The sequence below is a fragment of the Photorhabdus kleinii genome, assembly GCF_025384885.1.
Classification (GTDB): Bacteria; Pseudomonadota; Gammaproteobacteria; order Enterobacterales; family Enterobacteriaceae; genus Photorhabdus; species Photorhabdus kayaii.
Map to the genome: position 1 here is coordinate 12,729 of NZ_JAJAFY010000017.1, position 18,764 is coordinate 31,492.

At 42.1% G+C, this 18,764-nt stretch carries 18 protein-coding genes; 6 read left to right on the forward strand and 12 right to left on the reverse strand.

Going from position 1 to position 18,764, the window contains the following annotated elements; translation table 11 throughout:
* From LG003_RS10460 to tesA, 3 genes are all read right to left on the reverse strand, one after another.
* Nucleotides 1-858, reverse strand: coding sequence for a co-chaperone YbbN (locus LG003_RS10460; RefSeq protein ID WP_262980684.1), 858 nt, complete (start codon nt 856-858; stop codon nt 1-3).
* A gap of 68 nt (nt 859-926) precedes the next feature.
* The gene (locus tag LG003_RS10465) at nt 927-1,712 is read right to left on the reverse strand and encodes an SDR family oxidoreductase (RefSeq protein ID WP_112877975.1); all 786 of its coding nucleotides are present in this window, start codon (nt 1,710-1,712) and stop codon (nt 927-929) included.
* A gap of 51 nt (nt 1,713-1,763) precedes the next feature.
* Nucleotides 1,764-2,396, reverse strand: a complete 633-nt coding sequence (gene tesA, locus LG003_RS10470) for a multifunctional acyl-CoA thioesterase I/protease I/lysophospholipase L1 (RefSeq protein WP_192881020.1) — start codon at nt 2,394-2,396, stop codon at nt 1,764-1,766.
* On the opposite strand from tesA, the gene ybbA reads away from it, so the two are divergent.
* Both ybbA and ybbP read left to right on the forward strand, forming a co-directional pair.
* Nucleotides 2,367-3,053 (forward strand): putative ABC transporter ATP-binding protein YbbA, encoded by a 687-nt coding sequence (gene ybbA / locus LG003_RS10475; RefSeq protein ID WP_262980685.1) that lies wholly within the window; start codon nt 2,367-2,369, stop codon nt 3,051-3,053. The genes tesA and ybbA overlap by 30 nt on opposite strands.
* Nucleotides 3,050-5,482 (forward strand): putative ABC transporter permease subunit YbbP, encoded by a 2,433-nt coding sequence (ybbP, locus tag LG003_RS10480; RefSeq protein WP_262980686.1) that lies wholly within the window; start codon nt 3,050-3,052, stop codon nt 5,480-5,482. The genes ybbA and ybbP overlap by 4 nt, the downstream gene beginning before the upstream one ends.
* Nucleotides 5,483-5,574: 92 nt before the next feature.
* Here ybbP and LG003_RS10485 read toward each other — a convergent pair whose 3' ends face one another.
* From LG003_RS10485 to LG003_RS10495, 3 genes are all read right to left on the reverse strand, one after another.
* Nucleotides 5,575-6,630 carry an LLM class flavin-dependent oxidoreductase gene (locus LG003_RS10485; RefSeq protein ID WP_112877979.1) on the reverse strand — a complete coding sequence of 352 codons (1,056 nt, stop codon included), beginning with the start codon at nt 6,628-6,630 and terminating at the stop codon, nt 5,575-5,577.
* A gap of 185 nt (nt 6,631-6,815) precedes the next feature.
* The gene (locus tag LG003_RS10490) at nt 6,816-8,090 is read right to left on the reverse strand and encodes an MFS transporter (protein ID WP_112877995.1); all 1,275 of its coding nucleotides are present in this window, start codon (nt 8,088-8,090) and stop codon (nt 6,816-6,818) included.
* A 55-nt stretch (nt 8,091-8,145) separates the two neighbouring features.
* Nucleotides 8,146-8,883: an outer membrane protein OmpK gene (locus tag LG003_RS10495; protein WP_262980687.1), complete on the reverse strand. Its 738-nt coding sequence runs from the start codon at nt 8,881-8,883 to the stop codon at nt 8,146-8,148.
* Nucleotides 8,884-9,951: 1,068 nt separating this feature from the next.
* Here LG003_RS10495 and LG003_RS10500 point away from each other — a divergent pair.
* Nucleotides 9,952-10,572, forward strand: a complete 621-nt coding sequence (locus LG003_RS10500) for a riboflavin synthase subunit alpha (protein ID WP_262980688.1) — start codon at nt 9,952-9,954, stop codon at nt 10,570-10,572.
* Nucleotides 10,573-10,763: 191 nt separating this feature from the next.
* Here LG003_RS10500 and LG003_RS10505 read toward each other — a convergent pair whose 3' ends face one another.
* The 5 genes from LG003_RS10505 to ppiB all read right to left on the reverse strand — a co-directional run bounded on the left by LG003_RS10505 (nt 10,764) and on the right by ppiB (nt 14,094).
* The gene (locus LG003_RS10505) at nt 10,764-11,000 is read right to left on the reverse strand and encodes a hypothetical protein (RefSeq protein WP_262980689.1); all 237 of its coding nucleotides are present in this window, start codon (nt 10,998-11,000) and stop codon (nt 10,764-10,766) included.
* A gap of 103 nt (nt 11,001-11,103) precedes the next feature.
* On the reverse strand, nt 11,104-12,189 hold the full coding sequence (gene purK / locus LG003_RS10510; protein WP_112877982.1) for a 5-(carboxyamino)imidazole ribonucleotide synthase: 1,086 nt from the start codon (nt 12,187-12,189) through the stop codon (nt 11,104-11,106).
* Nucleotides 12,186-12,716: a 5-(carboxyamino)imidazole ribonucleotide mutase gene (purE, locus tag LG003_RS10515; RefSeq protein WP_112877983.1), complete on the reverse strand. Its 531-nt coding sequence runs from the start codon at nt 12,714-12,716 to the stop codon at nt 12,186-12,188. The genes purK and purE overlap by 4 nt, the downstream gene beginning before the upstream one ends.
* Before the next feature lie 150 nt (nt 12,717-12,866).
* Nucleotides 12,867-13,589 carry a UDP-2,3-diacylglucosamine diphosphatase gene (gene lpxH / locus LG003_RS10520; RefSeq protein WP_112877984.1) on the reverse strand — a complete coding sequence of 241 codons (723 nt, stop codon included), beginning with the start codon at nt 13,587-13,589 and terminating at the stop codon, nt 12,867-12,869.
* Nucleotides 13,590-13,599: 10 nt separating this feature from the next.
* Nucleotides 13,600-14,094, reverse strand: a complete 495-nt coding sequence (gene ppiB, locus LG003_RS10525; RefSeq protein WP_112877985.1) for a peptidylprolyl isomerase B — start codon at nt 14,092-14,094, stop codon at nt 13,600-13,602.
* A gap of 267 nt (nt 14,095-14,361) precedes the next feature.
* On the opposite strand from ppiB, the gene cysS reads away from it, so the two are divergent.
* The 3 genes from cysS (at nt 14,362) to LG003_RS10540 (ending at nt 16,564) form a co-directional block, all read left to right on the forward strand.
* Nucleotides 14,362-15,747 (forward strand): cysteine--tRNA ligase, encoded by a 1,386-nt coding sequence (gene cysS, locus LG003_RS10530; RefSeq protein WP_112877986.1) that lies wholly within the window; start codon nt 14,362-14,364, stop codon nt 15,745-15,747.
* Nucleotides 15,748-15,971: 224 nt separating this feature from the next.
* Complete coding sequence (locus LG003_RS10535) at nt 15,972-16,220, forward strand: type II toxin-antitoxin system HicA family toxin (protein WP_112877997.1); 249 nt, start codon at nt 15,972-15,974, stop codon at nt 16,218-16,220.
* Nucleotides 16,217-16,564, forward strand: a complete 348-nt coding sequence (locus LG003_RS10540) for a type II toxin-antitoxin system HicB family antitoxin (protein WP_112877987.1) — start codon at nt 16,217-16,219, stop codon at nt 16,562-16,564. Before LG003_RS10535 ends, LG003_RS10540 begins: the two co-directional genes overlap by 4 nt.
* A 191-nt stretch (nt 16,565-16,755) precedes the next feature.
* Here the strand turns inward: LG003_RS10540 and LG003_RS10545 are convergent, their stop codons facing one another.
* On the reverse strand, nt 16,756-18,606 hold the full coding sequence (locus LG003_RS10545; RefSeq protein ID WP_112877988.1) for a phage tail protein: 1,851 nt from the start codon (nt 18,604-18,606) through the stop codon (nt 16,756-16,758).
* Between the last annotated feature and the right edge of the window lie 158 nt (nt 18,607-18,764).

Here is an 18,764-nt window from a genome sequence, read left to right on the forward strand (position 1 = left end):
TCAGTAAAGCAGCGAGTAAACCTGGCGACGGTATTTCGAAGCTAAGGTATTACCGGTCCCCATTGCAGACATAATATCCATCATTGTTTTCCGTACCGCACCGTTGGCAGCAGAAAGGTCCTTTTTCAGGAAGCTGAGTAATAATTCCAGAGCTTCATCATTACGGCTGACTTCGTGCAGTTTCAGCGCGAGCTTAACAGCCAGCTCTGCATTTTCCGGTTGAATGGCGAATTCTTGCTGCAATTGTTGGATCTCTGGTGTATCCGCCGCTTGCTTTTGTAACTCAATTTGAGCCAGTAAACTGTGATAATGAGTGTCTTGATCCTGTAATGGAATAAAACTCAGAATTTCCTGGGCTTCTTCTATATTATTGAGCATAATTTGCACTTTGGTCAACATAAGTGCAATTGCACTGTTTTTGGGTGCTAATTGCCAGGCTTCTTTCAATAACGGTAGTGCTTCCTGATGTTTTCCTTCGGCGATAAGTTCCTCAGCTTGGGCGGCTTTCAACTCTTCCGGTTTCGGTAATATACGAGCAAGCATCTCTCTAATCACGTTTTCAGGTTGTGGCCCTTGAAAACCGTCTACGGGTTGACCTTGTTGCATAATATAAACTGTAGGAATGGCGCGTAAGCCAAACTGTGCAGCGACCATTTGCTCTTTATCACAATCTACTTTTGCCAATATGAATTGATTTGCGTATTCGGCTGCCAGTTTATCCAGTGTTACGCCTAATTCTTGGCAATGTGAGCTACGTTCAGACCAAAAATAAAATAAAACAGGCACAGTCATAGACTGTTCAACGGTTTGATGTAGGTTGCTTTCGTTAACATTAATTCCAGTAGAGGTTGGTAACATATAATTAGTCTCTTAAATTTGATTATTGCAGGGTATGATTAAATAGATTGAGGTTATTTTATTAACTTTCAAGTTGTACCACTCTGTTTACTCAGTATTTTATCCATTACTCTTCCTGGCAAAATCCGGCGCATAATAGTAACTGCGTGGGTTATCCAAGTCACTGGATAACGTAATTTAGGGTTAGGACTTTCCAAAGCATGAATCAGTTTGCGCACAACAGCTTCGGGGGTTAGGGTAAAATGGCGGGCGATCTTGGGGTTTCTGACCGGCTTATCGCTTTGCGTTTGATTCACGTTTTCTGTAAAACGTGTTTTTATCGGGCCAGGGACAATTAGACAAGCTTTAATTCCTGTTCCGGCTAATTCCATTCTTAACGCATCTGACCATGCTTCCAAGGCATATTTACTGGCAGAGTAAGCACCGCGGCCTGGGGTTGAAATCAGTCCCATAACTGAACTGGTTTGGATAATACGGCCTTCACCATGAAGTTGCATTGCTGGAAGTAATAAGCAGGTAAGTTGATGTGTACCAAATAGATTGGTGGAGAATTGCCGTTCCAGTTGTTCACGACTGATAGTATTGAGCGGGCCATAAATACCAAAGCCGCCATTATTAAACAGTCCGTAAAGACGGCCATTGGTTAGCCTGATGACCTCTGCTGCGGCGCGTTCAACACTCATTTTGTCATCAAGATCCAATTCGATAGGTTCCAGTCCTAACTCGCGCATATGCTGTAAATCTGCGGGTTTCCGGCAAGCTGCTAAAACTCGATAGCCCCGCTGGTGTAGTGTTTTGGCCGCCACCAGACCAATTCCACTGGAACAGCCTGTGATAAGAACTGACTTTTGCATAACTTTAACCTGTTTATAGACATCAATTTGTTGAAACTAATAGTTTACTATTCAAGAATAATTAAGATGTGCTGATAGTGTGTCAGACATCCAGTCGGCGATAAATGGTTGAGCTGCCAGATTGGGATGTAATCCGTCTTGTTGCACCCACTCCGGTTTAATAGCGACTTGTTCCATATAAAACGGGAGCAGAGGGATTTGATTGTGTTCTGCCAGTTTGGGGTAAATCTTGGCAAAAGATTCGGTATAACGGCGCCCATAATTTGGTGGCAGACGGATCTGCATCAATAAAGGCTGAATATTGGCTTGTTTCACTAAAGTAATGATCTGTTGCAGATCTTGTTCTGTTTGTTGTGGGGGAAAACCGCGTAGTCCATCGTTGGCACCCAGTTCTATCAGTACCCAACGAGGTTTATGTTGTTTAAGTAATTCAGGTAGCCGCTCAAGGCCCTGAGCGGCGGTATTACCGCTGATGCTGCCGTTGATGACCGTGATTTTATTGCCAGATTTCTGCCATTTTTTTTCCATTAAAGCAGGCCATGACTGTTCAATAGGCAAATGGTAACCGGCACTAAGGCTATCACCGAGAATCAGAAGGGTATCAGCCGCAGTCGCTCTGGCGCTAAATAGCACCATCAGTAAAAGGAAAAGTAAATGGTAACGGGGAATATTCTTGAAGTTCAGCATCTCAGTAAGCACGTTGGTCAGGGAGAACATAAGATCACTATATTGCAGGGAGTTGAGTTGGTTGTCGAGTCGGCACAGACTATCGCTTTGGTGGGAGAATCGGGTTCGGGTAAATCCACATTGCTTGGCATTATTGCTGGGTTAGATGATGGCAGTGACGGTGAGGTTCGGCTGCTAGGGCATAATTTAAGCCAGATGAATGAGGAGCAGCGGGCGCAACTCCGGGCTGAAAGTGTTGGTTTTGTCTTTCAGTCATTTATGTTAATTCCGACGTTAAATGCATTAGAGAACGTCCAGCTTCCTGCTTTATTACGTGGTGAGTCTGAAAATAGTAGTAGGAAACAGGCGGCTGAATTGCTTGAACAACTGGGATTGGGGAAGCGTTTGAAACATATGCCGGCACAACTTTCTGGCGGTGAACAACAGAGGGTGGCATTAGCACGGGCATTCAGCAGCCAACCCAAAATTCTGTTTGCTGATGAGCCAACAGGTAATCTGGATCGGCAAACCGGTGATCGTATTGCTGATTTACTGTTTTCTCTGAATCGTGATTATGCCACAACATTAATTTTGGTCACTCATGACAGCCAGCTTGCGGCCCGTTGTCAACGTTGCTTGCGGTTGGTTGATGGAAAATTGAGGGAAGAAAGATGATTTGGCGTTGGTTTTGGCGCGAGTGGCGCACACCTTCTTTATTGATTGTCTGGTTATCTCTTACCTTGGCGGTAGCTTGTGTACTGGCTTTGGGCAGGATCGGTGATCGCATTGATCAAAGTGTTCATTACCAGAGTCGGGATTTTCTGGCGGGTGATTTAGTCTTGCGTGCTGCTTATCCGGTAGATGAAGAATGGTTACAGCAGGCGAAAAAACTGGGATTAAAATTAAGTCGCCAGCTCTCTTTCACCACAATGACTTATGCCGGAGACATTCCTCAACTTGCGAATGTAAAAGCCGCAGACAGTCATTACCCGTTATATGGTGAACTGGAAACCCATCCACCGGGTTTGAAAGCGGAAAAAGGCACGGTGCTGGTCGCGCCTCGTTTGCTTGAACTATTGAAAATCAAAGTTGGCGATAATCTCGATGTGGGTGATACCACGCTTAAGGTGAGCGGAGAATTAATTCAGGAACCAGACAGTGGTTTCAATCCCTTTCAGATTGCACCAAGGATTTTGATCAATCTTGATGATGCGCAATCTACCGGGGCGATTCAGCCGGGTAGCCGTCTGACTTATCGTTATATGTTTTCGGGTGATAAAGAAGCGGTTTATCAGTATCAGCAGCTCATTGATCCCCAACTTAAAGCTGATCAGCGCTGGTATACCTTGAAACAAGATAGTGGAGCGCTCGCAAAATCTATTGAAAGGGCACAGCAATTCTTGTTGTTATCGGCTTTGCTAACGTTATTACTCGCTGTCGCCGCGGTAGCAGTATCAATGACTCACTATTGCCGTAGCCGCCATGATTTGATGGCTGTGCTTAAAACACTGGGGGCGGGGCGTTGGGCGTTGCGTAAATGGGTGATTGGTCAATGGCTGGTGATATTGATTGCGGCGGCGCTGGTGGGGACGCTTTTGGGATTGATGTTTGAATATCTGCTCGTACAGATTTTGGCACCCATGTTACCGAAGATGTTGCCGCAAGCCGGATTCTGGCCGTGGATATGGGCGTTAGGCGCGTTATCTGTTATCGCCTTACTGGTAGGAATACGTCCGTACAAGCAGTTAATGGCAACCCAACCATCACGGGTGCTGCGTGATGATATTATTGCGCCTATCTGGCCGTTGCGTTATTACTTGCCGTTGGCGGTATTGGTGGTCATTAGTGGGTTGAGTCTGTTAGTTGGCGCCAAGCCCATGTTATGGGCGTTACTTGCAGGCATGATGATGGTTGCGCTATTACTAGCCGTGTTTGGTTGGGGAGGATTGTGGTTATTACGTCATTTGAAACTCCGCCAACTCAGTTTTCGTCTGGCGGTTAATCGACTACTGCGGCAGCCGTTTCAAACAGTAGCTCAATTGGCGGCTTTCTCTTTATCATTTATGTTATTTGCTTTGTTGCTGGTGGTCCGAGGAGACTTGCTTGACCGTTGGCAGCACCAATTGCCACCGGACAGTCCAAACTATTTTCTGATTAATATGACTGGACAGCAAATTCCACAAGTAGAACATTTGCTGGCTCAGTATCAGGTTAAACCTACGGCATTCTATCCAGTGGTATTGGCTCGCTTGACGGAAATTAATGGTCAGTCAGCCATCGCGTGGGCAGAGGCCAAAGAATCGGATAGCAACACGGTACAGCGGGAATTGAACCTGACATGGAAAGAGGAGTTACCCCCGTTTAATACCTTGGTTGCAGGTTACTGGCCGCCAAAGGCGGATGAGGTTTCGATTGAGCAGGGTCTTGCTGAGCGTTTGGCAATCAAAATCGGCGATAAGCTAACATTTAGTGGTGATACGCAGCAATTCAGTGCCATAGTTAGCAGTATTCGACTGGTAGATTGGGAAAGTTTGCGGCCAAATTTCTTGTTTATTTTCCCGAAACAAGCATTAGAGAATCAGCAGCAAACCTGGTTGACCAGTTTCCATTATGAGGGAGAGGGTCGCCTTCTGACGGATCTTAATCGTCAGTTTCCAACCTTGAGCCTACTTGATACCGGCGTGATGATTAAGCAAATTCAGGGTATTTTGCAGCAGGTAAGTAAGGCATTAGAGGTCATGGTTGGGTTGGTCATGGTTTGTGGCGCATTATTGCTATTGGCACAGGTTCAGGTAGGGATGCATCAACGGCAACTTGAACTAGTGGTTTACCGCACCTTGGGAGCCAGTAAACAGTTACTGCGTCGTACGCTGTGGAGTGAATTTGCTTTGCTTGGATTAATGGCGGGTTTTACTGCGGCACTTGGCGCTGAAGTTGCGCTTTGGTTATTGCAGACCAAGGTATTTGATTTTCCGTGGCAACCAGAATGGCAGATGTGGCTGTTATTACCAATAATCAGCAGCTTGTTACTTTCATTGTGTGGGAGTTGGTTAGGGCTTCGGTTGTTACGGGGTACGGGATTATACCGGCGGGTTCAGGGATAAAAGGGCGATATTTGCAGACATTCAGGGAATGGGTAATCGCTCGTCGAGATGTGATGAACCCATTCCCTAGCTTATTGTCCTATTATCGTTGTTTAGGTAAATTCGACTCTAAGTTGTGGCAATATTTTCTCGCCGAAAGTGGTCAACCCCTTAACATAATCAGGGAAGATCAACATAACCCCGTCCAGTTCGCATTCACGGAGTAAATCTGACAATTGTTTACAACATGTTTCCGGGTTGCCGATAGCTGTGTGGGTCATAAAAGCATTTTGGGATCTTTCAACCATCGCATTGCTTTTTCCGCCAATATCGACGCCAAAACTGTGCATCATGTTTTTAACTGCGTCTATATCCAGGCCATCACGATAGAATTCAGCCAGCGTTTCAGCTTCTTCATCTGTTTCAGCGCAAATAATCGTACACATACAAAAGGTTTTGGTAGTTGTACCGTATTCGACTGCAAGACGTTTAGCCATCAGACTAATTTGTCGCGTTTCTTCTTCATCTTTACCACCGATGAAACACACATCGGTGTTACGCACACTAAAACGTAACCCACATTCTGATTGACCGGCACAGACCAAATAAGGGCGCGGAACGGAAACAGGTTTAGGTTCAGAAACACAATTCTTGAAATTAAAGTAATCTCCCTGATGATTAACCTGCTTCTCACTCCAAAGCCGTTTGATCAATTGGGTCCACTCTTCGGTCATTGCGTAACGTTGATCGTGATCTAAATTGTTATCCCATTCCCCCATTTGTTCAAATTCGTCTTTGAAGGAGCCAGAGACAATATTCAGCCCGGCGCGTCCATGACTAATTTGATCCAGTGTCGCAATCATTTTGGCTGCCACGGCGGGATTATGCAGCCCGGCATGCATGGTTGCGATAAGCCGGGCATGATGAGTCACTTCAGCAATACCTGCCATCATGGTAACGGATTCCAGAGAACAGCCCCAATGTTCCGTTTCACCACCAAAGCCATGCCATTTGCTCATTGACATAATGAAATCCAAACCAATTTGATCAGCCAGAATAGCCGCTTCACGGTTTTGCTGATAAGAAGCATCGAGTGGTGGTGTATTTTTGGAAATAATCCATCCACCTTTCGCTATGGGTAGAAATACACCGAATTCTTTCTTTGCCATGATTAATTCCTTGTTTGTCTGTGGTAAGGAATATCTTATATACCCTATGGATTTCAAGATGCATCGCGACGGCAAGGGAGTGAATCCCCGGGAGCATAGGTAACGATGTGACCGGGGTGAGCGAGTGCAGCCAACAAAGAGGCAACTTGAAAGATGACGGGTATAGGTTCATTTTATTGTTAAATTCAGTTAAGTAATGTGTTGTCATCAGAACATTTCTTCACGATTTGTGAAGGTGGTTGCATCATGAATGTGACAATCAAAATAGTTAGTACCGGTATGGCGATAATGAGAAATGCCGGTGTAAAACTACCTGAATAATCCTTAATTGCGCCCACCAGAAAAGGGGCGATACAGGCGATAGTGGAGATCAGATTCATCACCGAGAACAGTTCCAGATAAGGCGTGCGCCCAAAATAATTGAACAGCAATATACTGGATGCCAGAAAAGTCATGCCATAACCGATGCCAATACACAACGTGAACAGGATTAAAAATGTCCATGAGGTGGCGGCACTGAGTGCGATAAGACCACAGATAATTATCGACAGACTGCCGATAAGCATTTTTTTGGGATCGAACCATTCACCAACCGCGCCTCCTGCAAATCGTGAGAATGCGTTGATAAAAGCCAAAATACTGAGTGAGGAAGCAGCAACAGATTCGCTGAATCCGTTTTCAGTAATATGGGCGACCGCAAAACTATTAACGGTTATCCCACACAGTAAAAAAGCAGTATAAGCGGCTGCAATGGCATAAAATTGCCAGGTGTGCAGTGCTTGCCGGACATTCCATATTTCCTTGGTGCGATAGATATTGGAGGGGAGCTGGTCTTGTTGATTTTTGCTAATTCTTTCAGCGTGGGCGTTTTCCTTTTTACCTTCGCGCATAAATAAAATGGTTAATAAGCTGATCAAGGTGAGTGATATCCCGGAAATTGCCCAGTGCATACGCCAGTTTTCCCAAAATACTGTTGCCAGGAAATAGATCCACGGACCGACCACGCCCCCTAATCCACCGATGGTGAAATAGATACCAAAAGCCAACGACTGTTTTTTAAAAAGTCGGCTAATGACATAAGTGCCGGGAACAGTCGCCATAAGACTAAAGCCGATCCCTAATAGTGTTGTACCGGTAAAATAGGCCGCGATACTGTGGGTGTTATAGAGGATGTAAAAACTGGTGATAAAGGTGAGCGTACCAATCATCAAAGTGGCGCGGACGCCTGTACGACGAATAAACATCGCTGGAAGGTAACTGGACAGCCCACATGATAGGCCAAGTAAGGTGAACCCCAGACCGGCATCCGTCCAACTCCAGTGTAATTCCTTGATCATGCTAGGTAATACAACGCCTAGCGAAGTAAATGTGGTTGCGGTGACCAGAAAGTAAATCAAACCCAAAAGTATCAGTAGGAGCCACTGATAAGTACGTCCGAACTGGTCATGTTGAATGGGCATTTTGACTCCATCAGGATAAAGGCCATCAGAAAATTTCTGATATTTTATTCCGATATCAGAAAAAACTATATCGAATAAAGATCCCATAGTTAAATTGATCCGTTCGATAATAAGGGGTATCTCTTATTTTGTATTTATTTTTTATGGGGTTCAGAACAATGCCAGTCCATAAATGACCGGGTTGATGACCAAGGATCTTTCCCAAATCGTAATGTAACTCTGGTTTGAAATCGATAGTTTTGGGTTGTCCATGTAAGCCTAATGTATAATCGAAAGTCCCGACAACCCGGAAATCACCTAAACGGTTATTGAAGGGAATTCCGTAGTCGATATGAATTCGCTGATCATTCCAGCTTCCTTTGGCATTATTCTCAAAATAAAAAATTGTACGTAGCCAGCTAATCCAGCTAGCTTGCCAGTCAATACTGATACCGGGGAAATAGTCGTAATCTATCCCCTTAGTTTTGGCAATCCATTGAGCGAACAGAATATCTTTTACCGGCCCAAAAGAGATGTCATTACCAGTGACTTTACTCAAGCTCACTCTGGGGACAAATTTATAATAGTAGGTGCTTTTATCACCTTGGTAATCACCTTGCAGTGAATTTTGCCAAATACTATAGACGTACATATCGCCGACACTGTAGTCGCCGAAAGCCTCTAAAATCGGTGAAATGGTTTTTTGGGGATCGACCCGATTTTCAAACTGCATATACAGGCTGGTATCAATAGATTGAAAATTAACAAAATGACTGGTTTGAGCTTGAACGATTATTGGTAGTAATAATAACATTGCAGGTAATCCGCTTTTCTTTAATCTGGTGTTGATCCAATACCAAGCTGTTGTTTGATAAATAGAGCAAGAAGATGGAAACGAGGACCATAAGGCGGAAAAAAACTGTAGGCGGTTTTTAGTATCGTGGGCTTTCCAGGTAAATAACACGAGGGTTTCCCTTTTCGTATGTTGTCAGACTAATTAATGGTAATAACATTGATCTAATGGAGAGGTTTTGTCAAAGGGATATTTGGTTTTGTTGATGAATGTTGAATAGTATAGAAAAATAAGATTATTCTAACCTTAGTCATTTCTCAGTGTTAGTAATATATTGATTATTTAATTAGCGATAGGTTGTTTATTCAATTTGGTGTTGAGAATTGGGAAAAATATTATTAATTAATGGTTTTGTGAAAATATTTTTGTAATTATATTTTAGTTAACTTAAATCTATAATTTATTTCCATTAATTAATCTGAGTTTTTAATGAGAAATAGCCATGAGAAATAAAAATAATAAATTAGGTCTGTTTTTTTATCATCAAAATAATTTGTGAATTTAAATAATTATTGCTTTGATTTTAAAACATAGATTAAAGTATTTTTCATGGAATAGAAACATAATAAATGTTTAAAATGATAACTGGTTTGATTTGTGTTTAATAAAAAAGAGATTGTAAATGAAATGTTGTAAATTATAGTTCTTTGGCTGGTGGTTTTATTATGATATGCTTTTAATCAAATGATAAATATTCAAGGTAAAGTGTTTCCATAAGTTAGAAAAATAATTTTCGACTCTATTTTTACTCATGTTTGATAATTATCAATTTAATAGTAAAAAATCATCTATTCCACAAAAAGCTTGATATAATTAAAAACAATAGGGTAAAGTAGTTTATTGGCTTTTAAATGTGTTATTAAAATTTTGATTTAAATCAAGTATATAAAAGATATTTTGTAAAATATGAGGTAGTAAAATATGGTTAATAGAGCTAATGAATTTTTATTAGACATATTCGTATAAACCATAAATTATCTTAATGTAACAAGGGTGTTTCTACTTAAATATGAATAAAAGAGGGTGATTATGTATACTGGAATTGTGCAAGGAAAAGAAAACGTATTATCTCTTGAGAAAAGAGAGGGATTTAGTACATTGACCGTCAGTAATAATAACCATTTCTTTGATGATGTTCCTGTGGGGGCTAGTGTTGCGATTAATGGTACATGCCTGACTGTCACGCAATTTAAAAATGATATCGTTTATTTTGATATATCAGATTTTACGGCTGATGTGACCACATTAAAGATTTTAAATGTAGGGGATGAAGTTAATATTGAAAGATCACATCAAATGAATAAAGAAAATGGCGGTCATAGCTTATATGGGCATATTGAAGGTGTGGCAGAAGTCGTTGATTTTATTAAAACTGGTGAAACTTATCGATTAGTGATTAATATTCCTGGCGATAATATCAGATATTTTTTCCATAAAGGTTTTATTGGTTTACATGGTTGTAGCTTGACAATAAATGGTATAAATGAAGAAGACAAAACCATAGAATTGAATTTAATTCCAGAAACGTTAAGGGCTACCAATCTTAGTAATATTAAAGTTGGTGACTTACTTAATTATGAAATAGATCAAACAACGAGAACAATTGTAGATACTATATCTAGATCGATTAATGCTAATAGATCAATATAATAATTGAAAGAATATAAATAAGTTGGAATGAGTTGAGGTGTGAAGCGGTAAGTTACTTTACTTCCGCTTCCACATTTAATTTCAGGCCATTGGATGACAAACGTCTAATTATTTTGATGTCCATTTATCATATGTTTCATGATAAATAGTTAACTTGAGTTTTGTTCAAGATAGTGAATTCTGAGCATATTTTATTGGAAAATTTTGTCCCAAAGTTCATCTATGGTATCTACACTTGTACCTCCACCACTTTCCAGTTCATGGATAGATGTCTGCGTTGTAGCATTAGTAACATGGTGTTCTTTTGTTGCTCTAGTTAATACCAGACGAACAAAGCTAGACATGTCCAAGCTATTATCCCGAGCGGCTTGTGCTACCGCATTTTTCAGATCTTCAGAAACGCGAACTCTTAACGTGGCTATATTCATATGTGCCTCTCTATATCTTACTATTTGTATCCTTACTGTAGGGCTATTGTGTACACAAATCAGGATGATCAGTTTAATAAACAAATAATGCCAGTGTTAGACGTTAGCTAATTAATTTTTCCTGTGCCCATTCAAGGCCACTCTGATATTCAGGGGGCAGCATGGGAACAAGTTTCTGCAATGTATCTTTTAATTCATTTTTATCAAAGTGAGAAAGATTAAGATGACCGACTTTACGTGCAGGACGGACTTCTTTCTCATACCAATGCAAATGTACCAATGGCAAGTTGAGCCATTGGGTATTGATATCTGTGCCAATCAAATTGATCATAACTGACGGCGCAGTCACTGTTGGCCGAGGCATGGGCAAATCCAGAATAGCGCGAAGATGTAATTCAAACTGGCTGATAGATGCACCGTTTTGAGTCCAGTGACCGCTGTTGTGAACGCGTGGTGCGAGTTCGTTGATCAGTAAATTATCACCGACAATAAAACATTCCATCGCCATCACGCCGATATATTTCAACTCGTGCATAATAGCTGACAATATACTCTCGGCCTGTTGTTGTAAATGATAATGCTGTAAATGGTCATTTTCTTGAGGAGAGACAATACTGGCACGGAGAATGCCATCTTGATGCAAATTGTGCGTTAAGGGATAGAACACACAATCGCCATTTTTATTGCGGGCACCTACCAGTGAAACTTCGCCGGAGAAAGGAATGGCTTGTTCAGCAATACATTCACCATAAATATCGGCGGGTAATGCTGTTTCATCGCCGGGACGAATACGCCATTGCCCGCGGCCATCATAACCACCCATGCGGCGCTTAACGATAACGAAATTACCGAGTTCAGAGAATAATTGCGGCCATTGGTTGGCCTCAGAGAGTAATTGCCACGGAGCAGTTGCCAGACCAAGGCTATCCATTAACTGTTTTTGCGGCAGACGGTCGGCCAGACGGGGAAAGATATCTCGATTAGCGAAAGCCTTATGGCGGGCAAGTTCTTGGGTAAGCGCTGTTTCCGGCCAGCGCTCAATTTCAGCGGTAATAACGCTATTCTGATAAGGAACCGCTTCGGGTTCTGCATCGAGGCCAACAGGATAAACCGTGATACCTAAAGGCTCACCAGCTTGGCGTAACATGCGGCCGAGCTGACCATTGCCTAATACACAAACTGGCTTCATGCTTCCTCCCGCGGATCGGGATTATCGAGTACATCCTGAGTTTGTGTTTCACGCCAATGGCTAAGGCGTTTCAGTAAATCTTTATCATGACGCGCCAGAATCTGTGCGGCCAGTAGGGCTGCGTTTGCCGCGCCGGCTTTTCCAATCGCAAGCGTACCAACAGGAATCCCTTTTGGCATCTGTACGATAGAGTAGAGGCTGTCTACGCCATTAAGAGCGGCGCTTTGTACGGGGACGCCGAGAACCGGGACCAGCGTTTTAGCTGCCAGCATGCCGGGTAAATGGGCGGCGCCACCGGCGCCAGCGATAATGACATCAAAACCGTTTTGTTCCGCTTGTTGGGCAAAACTAAAGAGTTTATCGGGCGTACGATGGGCAGAAACAATTTCAACGTGGAAAGGTACATTAAGAGAAGTGAGAATATCAGCCGCGTGCTGCATAGTCGTCCAATCGCTTTTAGAACCCATAACAATGGCGATTTTGGCATTGTGTTGAGTTATTCCTGCTAAATCAGGTTGGGCAATCATAAATCAAATGCTCCTGTGTTTTAACGTCCACCAGAATGAAAATAACGCTTTAAGGCCGCGGATCATATCATGCTCACAAGCTAAGGAAAACGATTGCGTTACTTTATACTTTTGTTGTGACACTTGTATATCGGGTGTGTTCCCGATTAATCAGAATGGGAAAGAGATAAGATCGATTGATTTATCCGTTACTTTGAACATCGATCCCTGATGATGCCATGCGCCAAGTACACCACGGTAGACGGTTTTATCATGCAGAGAAACTTCATGTACAAAAGGGCGGTGGGTGTGTCCGTGGATCATCCAGTCAGCTTGATACCGCTCAAAAGTGTCAATAACAGCTTGCTGGTTTACATCCATAATAGCTTCGGATTTTCTGCTGTTGACCGATTGGCTGTTTGCTCGCATTTTTACGGCAATTTTTTGACGGGTAGACAGAGGTAGCAGTAGAAACAGACGTTGGACCCACGGGGTATGAACCCGCTTACGATATCGTTGATAACTTTCGTCATCAGTACACAAGGTATCGCCGTGCAGAATAAGCACTCGTTTACCGTACAGTTCCAGTACTTTTTCCTGTGGGAGCAAGATAATGCCACTCTCTTTAGCAAAGCGCGAACCGAGTAGAAAGTCACGGTTGCCATGAATAAAGTAACAGGTAATACCTTGTTGTTGCACAGTTTTTAGTGCGCTAGCGATTTCACGGTGGAGAGGGTTGTTATCATCATCGCCGATCCAGTAATCGAACAGATCGCCGAGAATATAGAGGCTATCTGCCTGAATGGCATCCTCACGCAAGAAACGCAGAAAACCGGCAGTGATTGCCGGTTCATGTTCGCTGAGATGTAAATCCGCAATAAAAAGTGTGCACATATTCAGTGAGTTATTCGCTGATAGTCACTTTTTCGATGATAACATCTTCGAGTGGTACATCTTGGTGCATACCGCTGCGACCGGTAGAAACGCTTTTGATTTTATCAACAACATCCATACCTTCGACCACTTCGGCAAAGACGCAGTAACCCCAGCCATCAGGGCGCTCAGATCGGAAGTTCAGGAAATCATTATCAACAACGTTAATGAAGAATTGTGCAGTTGCTGAGTGTGGATCGTTAGTACGGGCCATTGCCAAAGTACCACGGTTATTTTTCAGACCGTTATTGGCTTCGTTTTTGATAGCTGCATCAGTCGGCTTTTGTTTCATACCAGGTTCAAATCCACCACCCTGAATCATGAAACCGTTAATAACACGGTGGAAAATAGTATTATCGTAGAAGCTATTGCGGCAGTAGTTCAAGAAATTCTCAACAGTTACAGGAGCTTTATCAGCGAAAGTATTAATTACAATATCGCCAAAATTGGTATGGAAAGTCACCATAATTGAAATCCTAATAATAGTTTTGATTAACCCGGTTAGGGCATTTGGACCAGGCGGCTTTTATATCACATCTACCATAATGAGTCAGTACCTATTAGTTTCAGTAGACTATATTGATCGCTAACCTTGCAAAGCGCTTAATATCAGGTTTCAATATCCTATTGGATTATGCCATATCGAGCATTTATTGATGAGATAAGGGCATAAATCCAGGATTATCAATTCGTTATTTTTAACACACGTACAGTGAATTTACGGAAAATCTCGATGCTAAAAATTTTCAATACCCTCAGCCGTCAGAAAGAAGAATTTAAACCAATTCATCCAGGGAAAGTAGGGATGTACGTGTGTGGTATCACGATTTATGACCTGTGCCATATTGGTCATGGCAGAACCTTTGTTTCTTTTGATGTGGTTGCTCGTTATCTGCGCTATCTGGGATACGATTTAACTTATGTCCGCAATGTGACTGATGTTGATGACAAAATCATCAAACGGGCAGCAGAAAACAGTGAAAGTTGTGATGATCTGACTGGCCGGATGTTGGCAGAAATGTATAAAGATTTTGATGCGCTGAATATCTTACGTCCTGAGCTGGAACCTCGTGCGACCCGGCATATCCAGGAGATTATTGCGCTGACTGAATCGTTGATAAAACGTGATCATGCTTATGTCGCAGATAATGGCGATGTTATGTTTTCCGTCGAGAGTGATCAGGATTACGGATTGCTTTCCCGCCAAGATCTCAGCCAGTTACAAGCAGGGGCGCGAGTGGAAGTGGCTGATGTTAAGCGTAACCCGATGGATTTCGTATTGTGGAAAATGTCCAAGCCTGGGGAACCAAGTTGGGAATCGCCGTGGGGAGCGGGCCGTCCGGGTTGGCATATTGAATGTTCTGCCATGAACAGTAAACAGCTAGGTAATCATTTTGATATTCATGGTGGTGGCGCTGATCTGATGTTTCCGCATCATGAAAACGAAATTGCGCAATCTACTTGTGCCCATGATGGTCCGTATGTGAATTACTGGATGCATTCAGGGATGGTGATGGTAGATAAAGAGAAGATGTCCAAATCGCTGAACAACTTCTTTACTATCCGTGACGTATTGGCATATTACGATGCAGAGACAGTGCGTTATTTCTTGTTGTCAGGCCATTACCGCAGTCAACTTAACTATACAGAAGATAACTTAAAGCAAGCTCGTACCGCACTTGAACGATTTTATACAGCTCTGCGAGGTACAGATGCTTCTGTACAGCCGGCCGGTGGCGAAGTATTTGAGGCGCGTTTCATTGACGCAATGAATGATGATTTCAATACGCCAGAGGCTTATTCGGTACTGTTTGATATGGCACGTGAAATCAACCGCCTGAAATCAGAAGATATGGGTGCAGCGAATGGCTTAGCGGCTGAATTACGCAAGTTGGCGGGTATCTTAGGTTTGTTGCAACAACAGCCGGAACAATTCCTGCACCGTGGTGTTCAGGCTGACGATGAAGAGATTGATAAAATTGAAGCACTGATTAAGCAGCGTAATGATGCCCGTAAAAATAAAGATTGGGCGCTGGCAGATTCTGCTCGTAATCAGTTAAATGAGATGGGTATTGAACTGGAAGATGGTCCGCAGGGGACAAGCTGGCGTCGTAAGTAAGCCTGATAGAGTACAACTGCCTTGATAATTAAGGCTTCCTTCTTGGGGAATCTCAGATTGATAACAAAGGTCTAGCCATCGGATATCAACAGAATCCCACTTTTTAAGTGGGATTCATCAGCAATCTGAAGGGCACTAACGCCCCTTTTTGTTGCACAAGGAACTTGACTTATTTGATATTTGTAACTACCGTTAGTTACATTCTTGTGAAGAAGGACAAGTACATGAGCAAAGCGGAGAAACTGATAGAAAAGTTTCTTAATAGCCAAAAAACTTTTGAATGGTCTGAACTTGTTGTGTTATTAAGCCTATTAGGCTATGAGAAACAAGAAAAGCAAGGTTCAAGGGTACGATTCTTCAATGAATCATTGAATCACATAATTTTAATGCACCGCCCTCATCCTGAAAATTACATTAAAGGTGGTACACTAAAAGCTGTGAAACAGACTTTAAAAGAAGTGGGGTTGATATGAAATATTTAAAATATAAAGGTTATTTAGGTACAATTGAATTTGACCTGGAAAACAATACCCTTTTTGGTAAATTGGAATATATCCGCGATTTAGTGACTTATGAAGCAAAAACAATTGCAGAATTGGAAAATGAATTTAAAATCTCAATTGATTTGTATTTGCAAGACTGCAAGGAATTAAATAAAAATCCTGATGTGCCATATAAAGGGGTTTTTAATGTTAGAGTTAATCCAGAATTGCATAGAAAAATTGCAGAACTAGCACTTGAAGAAGATGTGACGATTAATGCTTTCGTGAATCAAGCGCTAGAAAATGAAGTCAGTAAACATCATGTAGGGTCTTAATAGCCTCATCGGATTAATGACAAAAGTCTAACCATCGGGCCAGGTCTTTGAATAGAGGCACTGGAAAATGGATACCTCGATATACTAAAAGACCCCACACTACAACAATACGATTGACATCAACAGAACCCCATTTTTTGAATGGGGTTCGTCAGCAATCTGGGGCTTCCTTTTAGGGAGACTGATCCTAATTACATTTCAGGTAGTTGCACACGAATATTAATGACTCTTCCGTCTGGAATATCGCAGGGTTCAGCATCATTGTAATAAACGACTTCTCCTGTTGCAGTTACACTTTTTACGCGCTTATTTTGAGCAAATTCTGGAGCGTCTTTATTCTGACGATGGTAACATTCAATTGTTATATCGCCGCTGGCTGTGTCTACCGATTCACGAATCCAAATCAGATTTAACCCGTTGCTGTCCGCCGGGATGATAGTTCCACCGTGAATTCCCCACGCACCATCTTTGGCAAAACCGTTGCAACCGCTGATGCGATATTTCCCTGTATTTATACGCTTAACAGTTACTCCCTCAGCTTCGCTGGTTAACTCGTAAGTTCCGTCTGGATGAATATCGACAACTGGGCTGGATACTCTAAGAATGCCGTTAGCGTCGGAGCGGGCGTTTTTGTCTGTCCAAAGTCGGCTAACTTTTGTATTTCCGCCCCCATCATTTCCGTGGATAAAGCTAATACCTGCATGGTCATAATGCGCGACAAATCCCGCCCATGTATCATATATTCTTGTTACATAGCCGCATGACCACGGATATCCAATGCCACCATGATTTTCTCCAAATCTAAGTGCATGACCGCCCAGCGGCAATGATCTTATCCATGCGGTAAAATCACTTATATTCGCTGGATTAATATGTTTTGCTTGGATAAATTCAGATCCCTCGGATTTTGCATATGCCCCGATATCCGCCGGCGTCGGTTTATTTTTTGTTGTATAAATATCAGTCCAATCTTCCTCAAAACCATAATTATCACGGGCAGAGCGATAAGCAATTCCCCGGTTTTTGTACAGCACTTTCAATTGAAAAGCTGGGCAGCTTCCAATGCCATTATTGAAATGAGCAATATGCGAAGAATCTATTCCAGGATTCAGCAAATCATATAACCCTGTGTTTGCGTTCCAGGGGATTGGATTATTAACAGTGTATCTTTCTGTTAATCCGAGCTTAAATGCCCCAACATCCGCTGCCGTTGGTTTATTTTTTGTTGTATAAATATCAGTCCAATCTTCCTCAAAGCCAAAATTATCACGGGCAGAGCGATAAGCAATTCCCCGGTTTTTGTACAGCACTTTCAATTGAAAAGCTGGGCAGCTTCCAACGCCATTATTGAAATGAGCGACATGCGAAGAATCTATTCCAGGGTTCAGTAAATCATATAATCCTGTGTTTGCATTCCAGGGGACTTGATTATTAACAGTGTTGTTTCCTGTTAATCCAAGCTTAAATGCCCCCACATCTCCAGCGTTCAGACTGATATCCCCGGTTAACGCTTTTCCATTAATTTTTCTACTATTCGGTACCGCATTTTTAGCTAAATTGCCGGTTTCTGCTAAGCCGAGATTTTTCACAAACGCGTTTTTATCAAGAATGTCTGCGCCATTTTGGTTTTTTGCTAATCTGTTGTTAGCATTATCATTTACATCAGAAACAAGTTTCTGAGTGACTGCAAGTGAATTGCTGTTGCCTGTTTTATCTGTGAGTTGAACAATTCCTTTCTGAGTTAGTGAAGCACTTGGAATTTCTGCCGCAATCTTTTTTTCTAAGGCTTTATTTAACTGAGTAGTGAGTTTGACTATATCCCCATCGTCCAGAACATCATCGCCATATTGTGTCGCGATAAAATTAGCTATTGTAGACGATATTGTTGAAGATTGACGCAATACCTTGTTGAGTAAATGAGTGGTAATATTCTCTGGTGGAAATCCAGTTTTTAAAGCCGAGCTTGTTTCATACCCTTCCTGGCTTACTACGTTAGCATTATTACTAATAGAAAAAGCTTTAAAATCGTTCTTGGGACTCATATACTTTCCTCAAATTAAATAATACTATTTTATAATTAACATATTGAATTATTGTAAAAATGATTCCTACCAACTCATGCCGATCATAGTCTAGTAAGGAATGAGAATAATGGAATATTCTTATATCTTATGAGGTTAACTATTTTTGTATGGTTGAT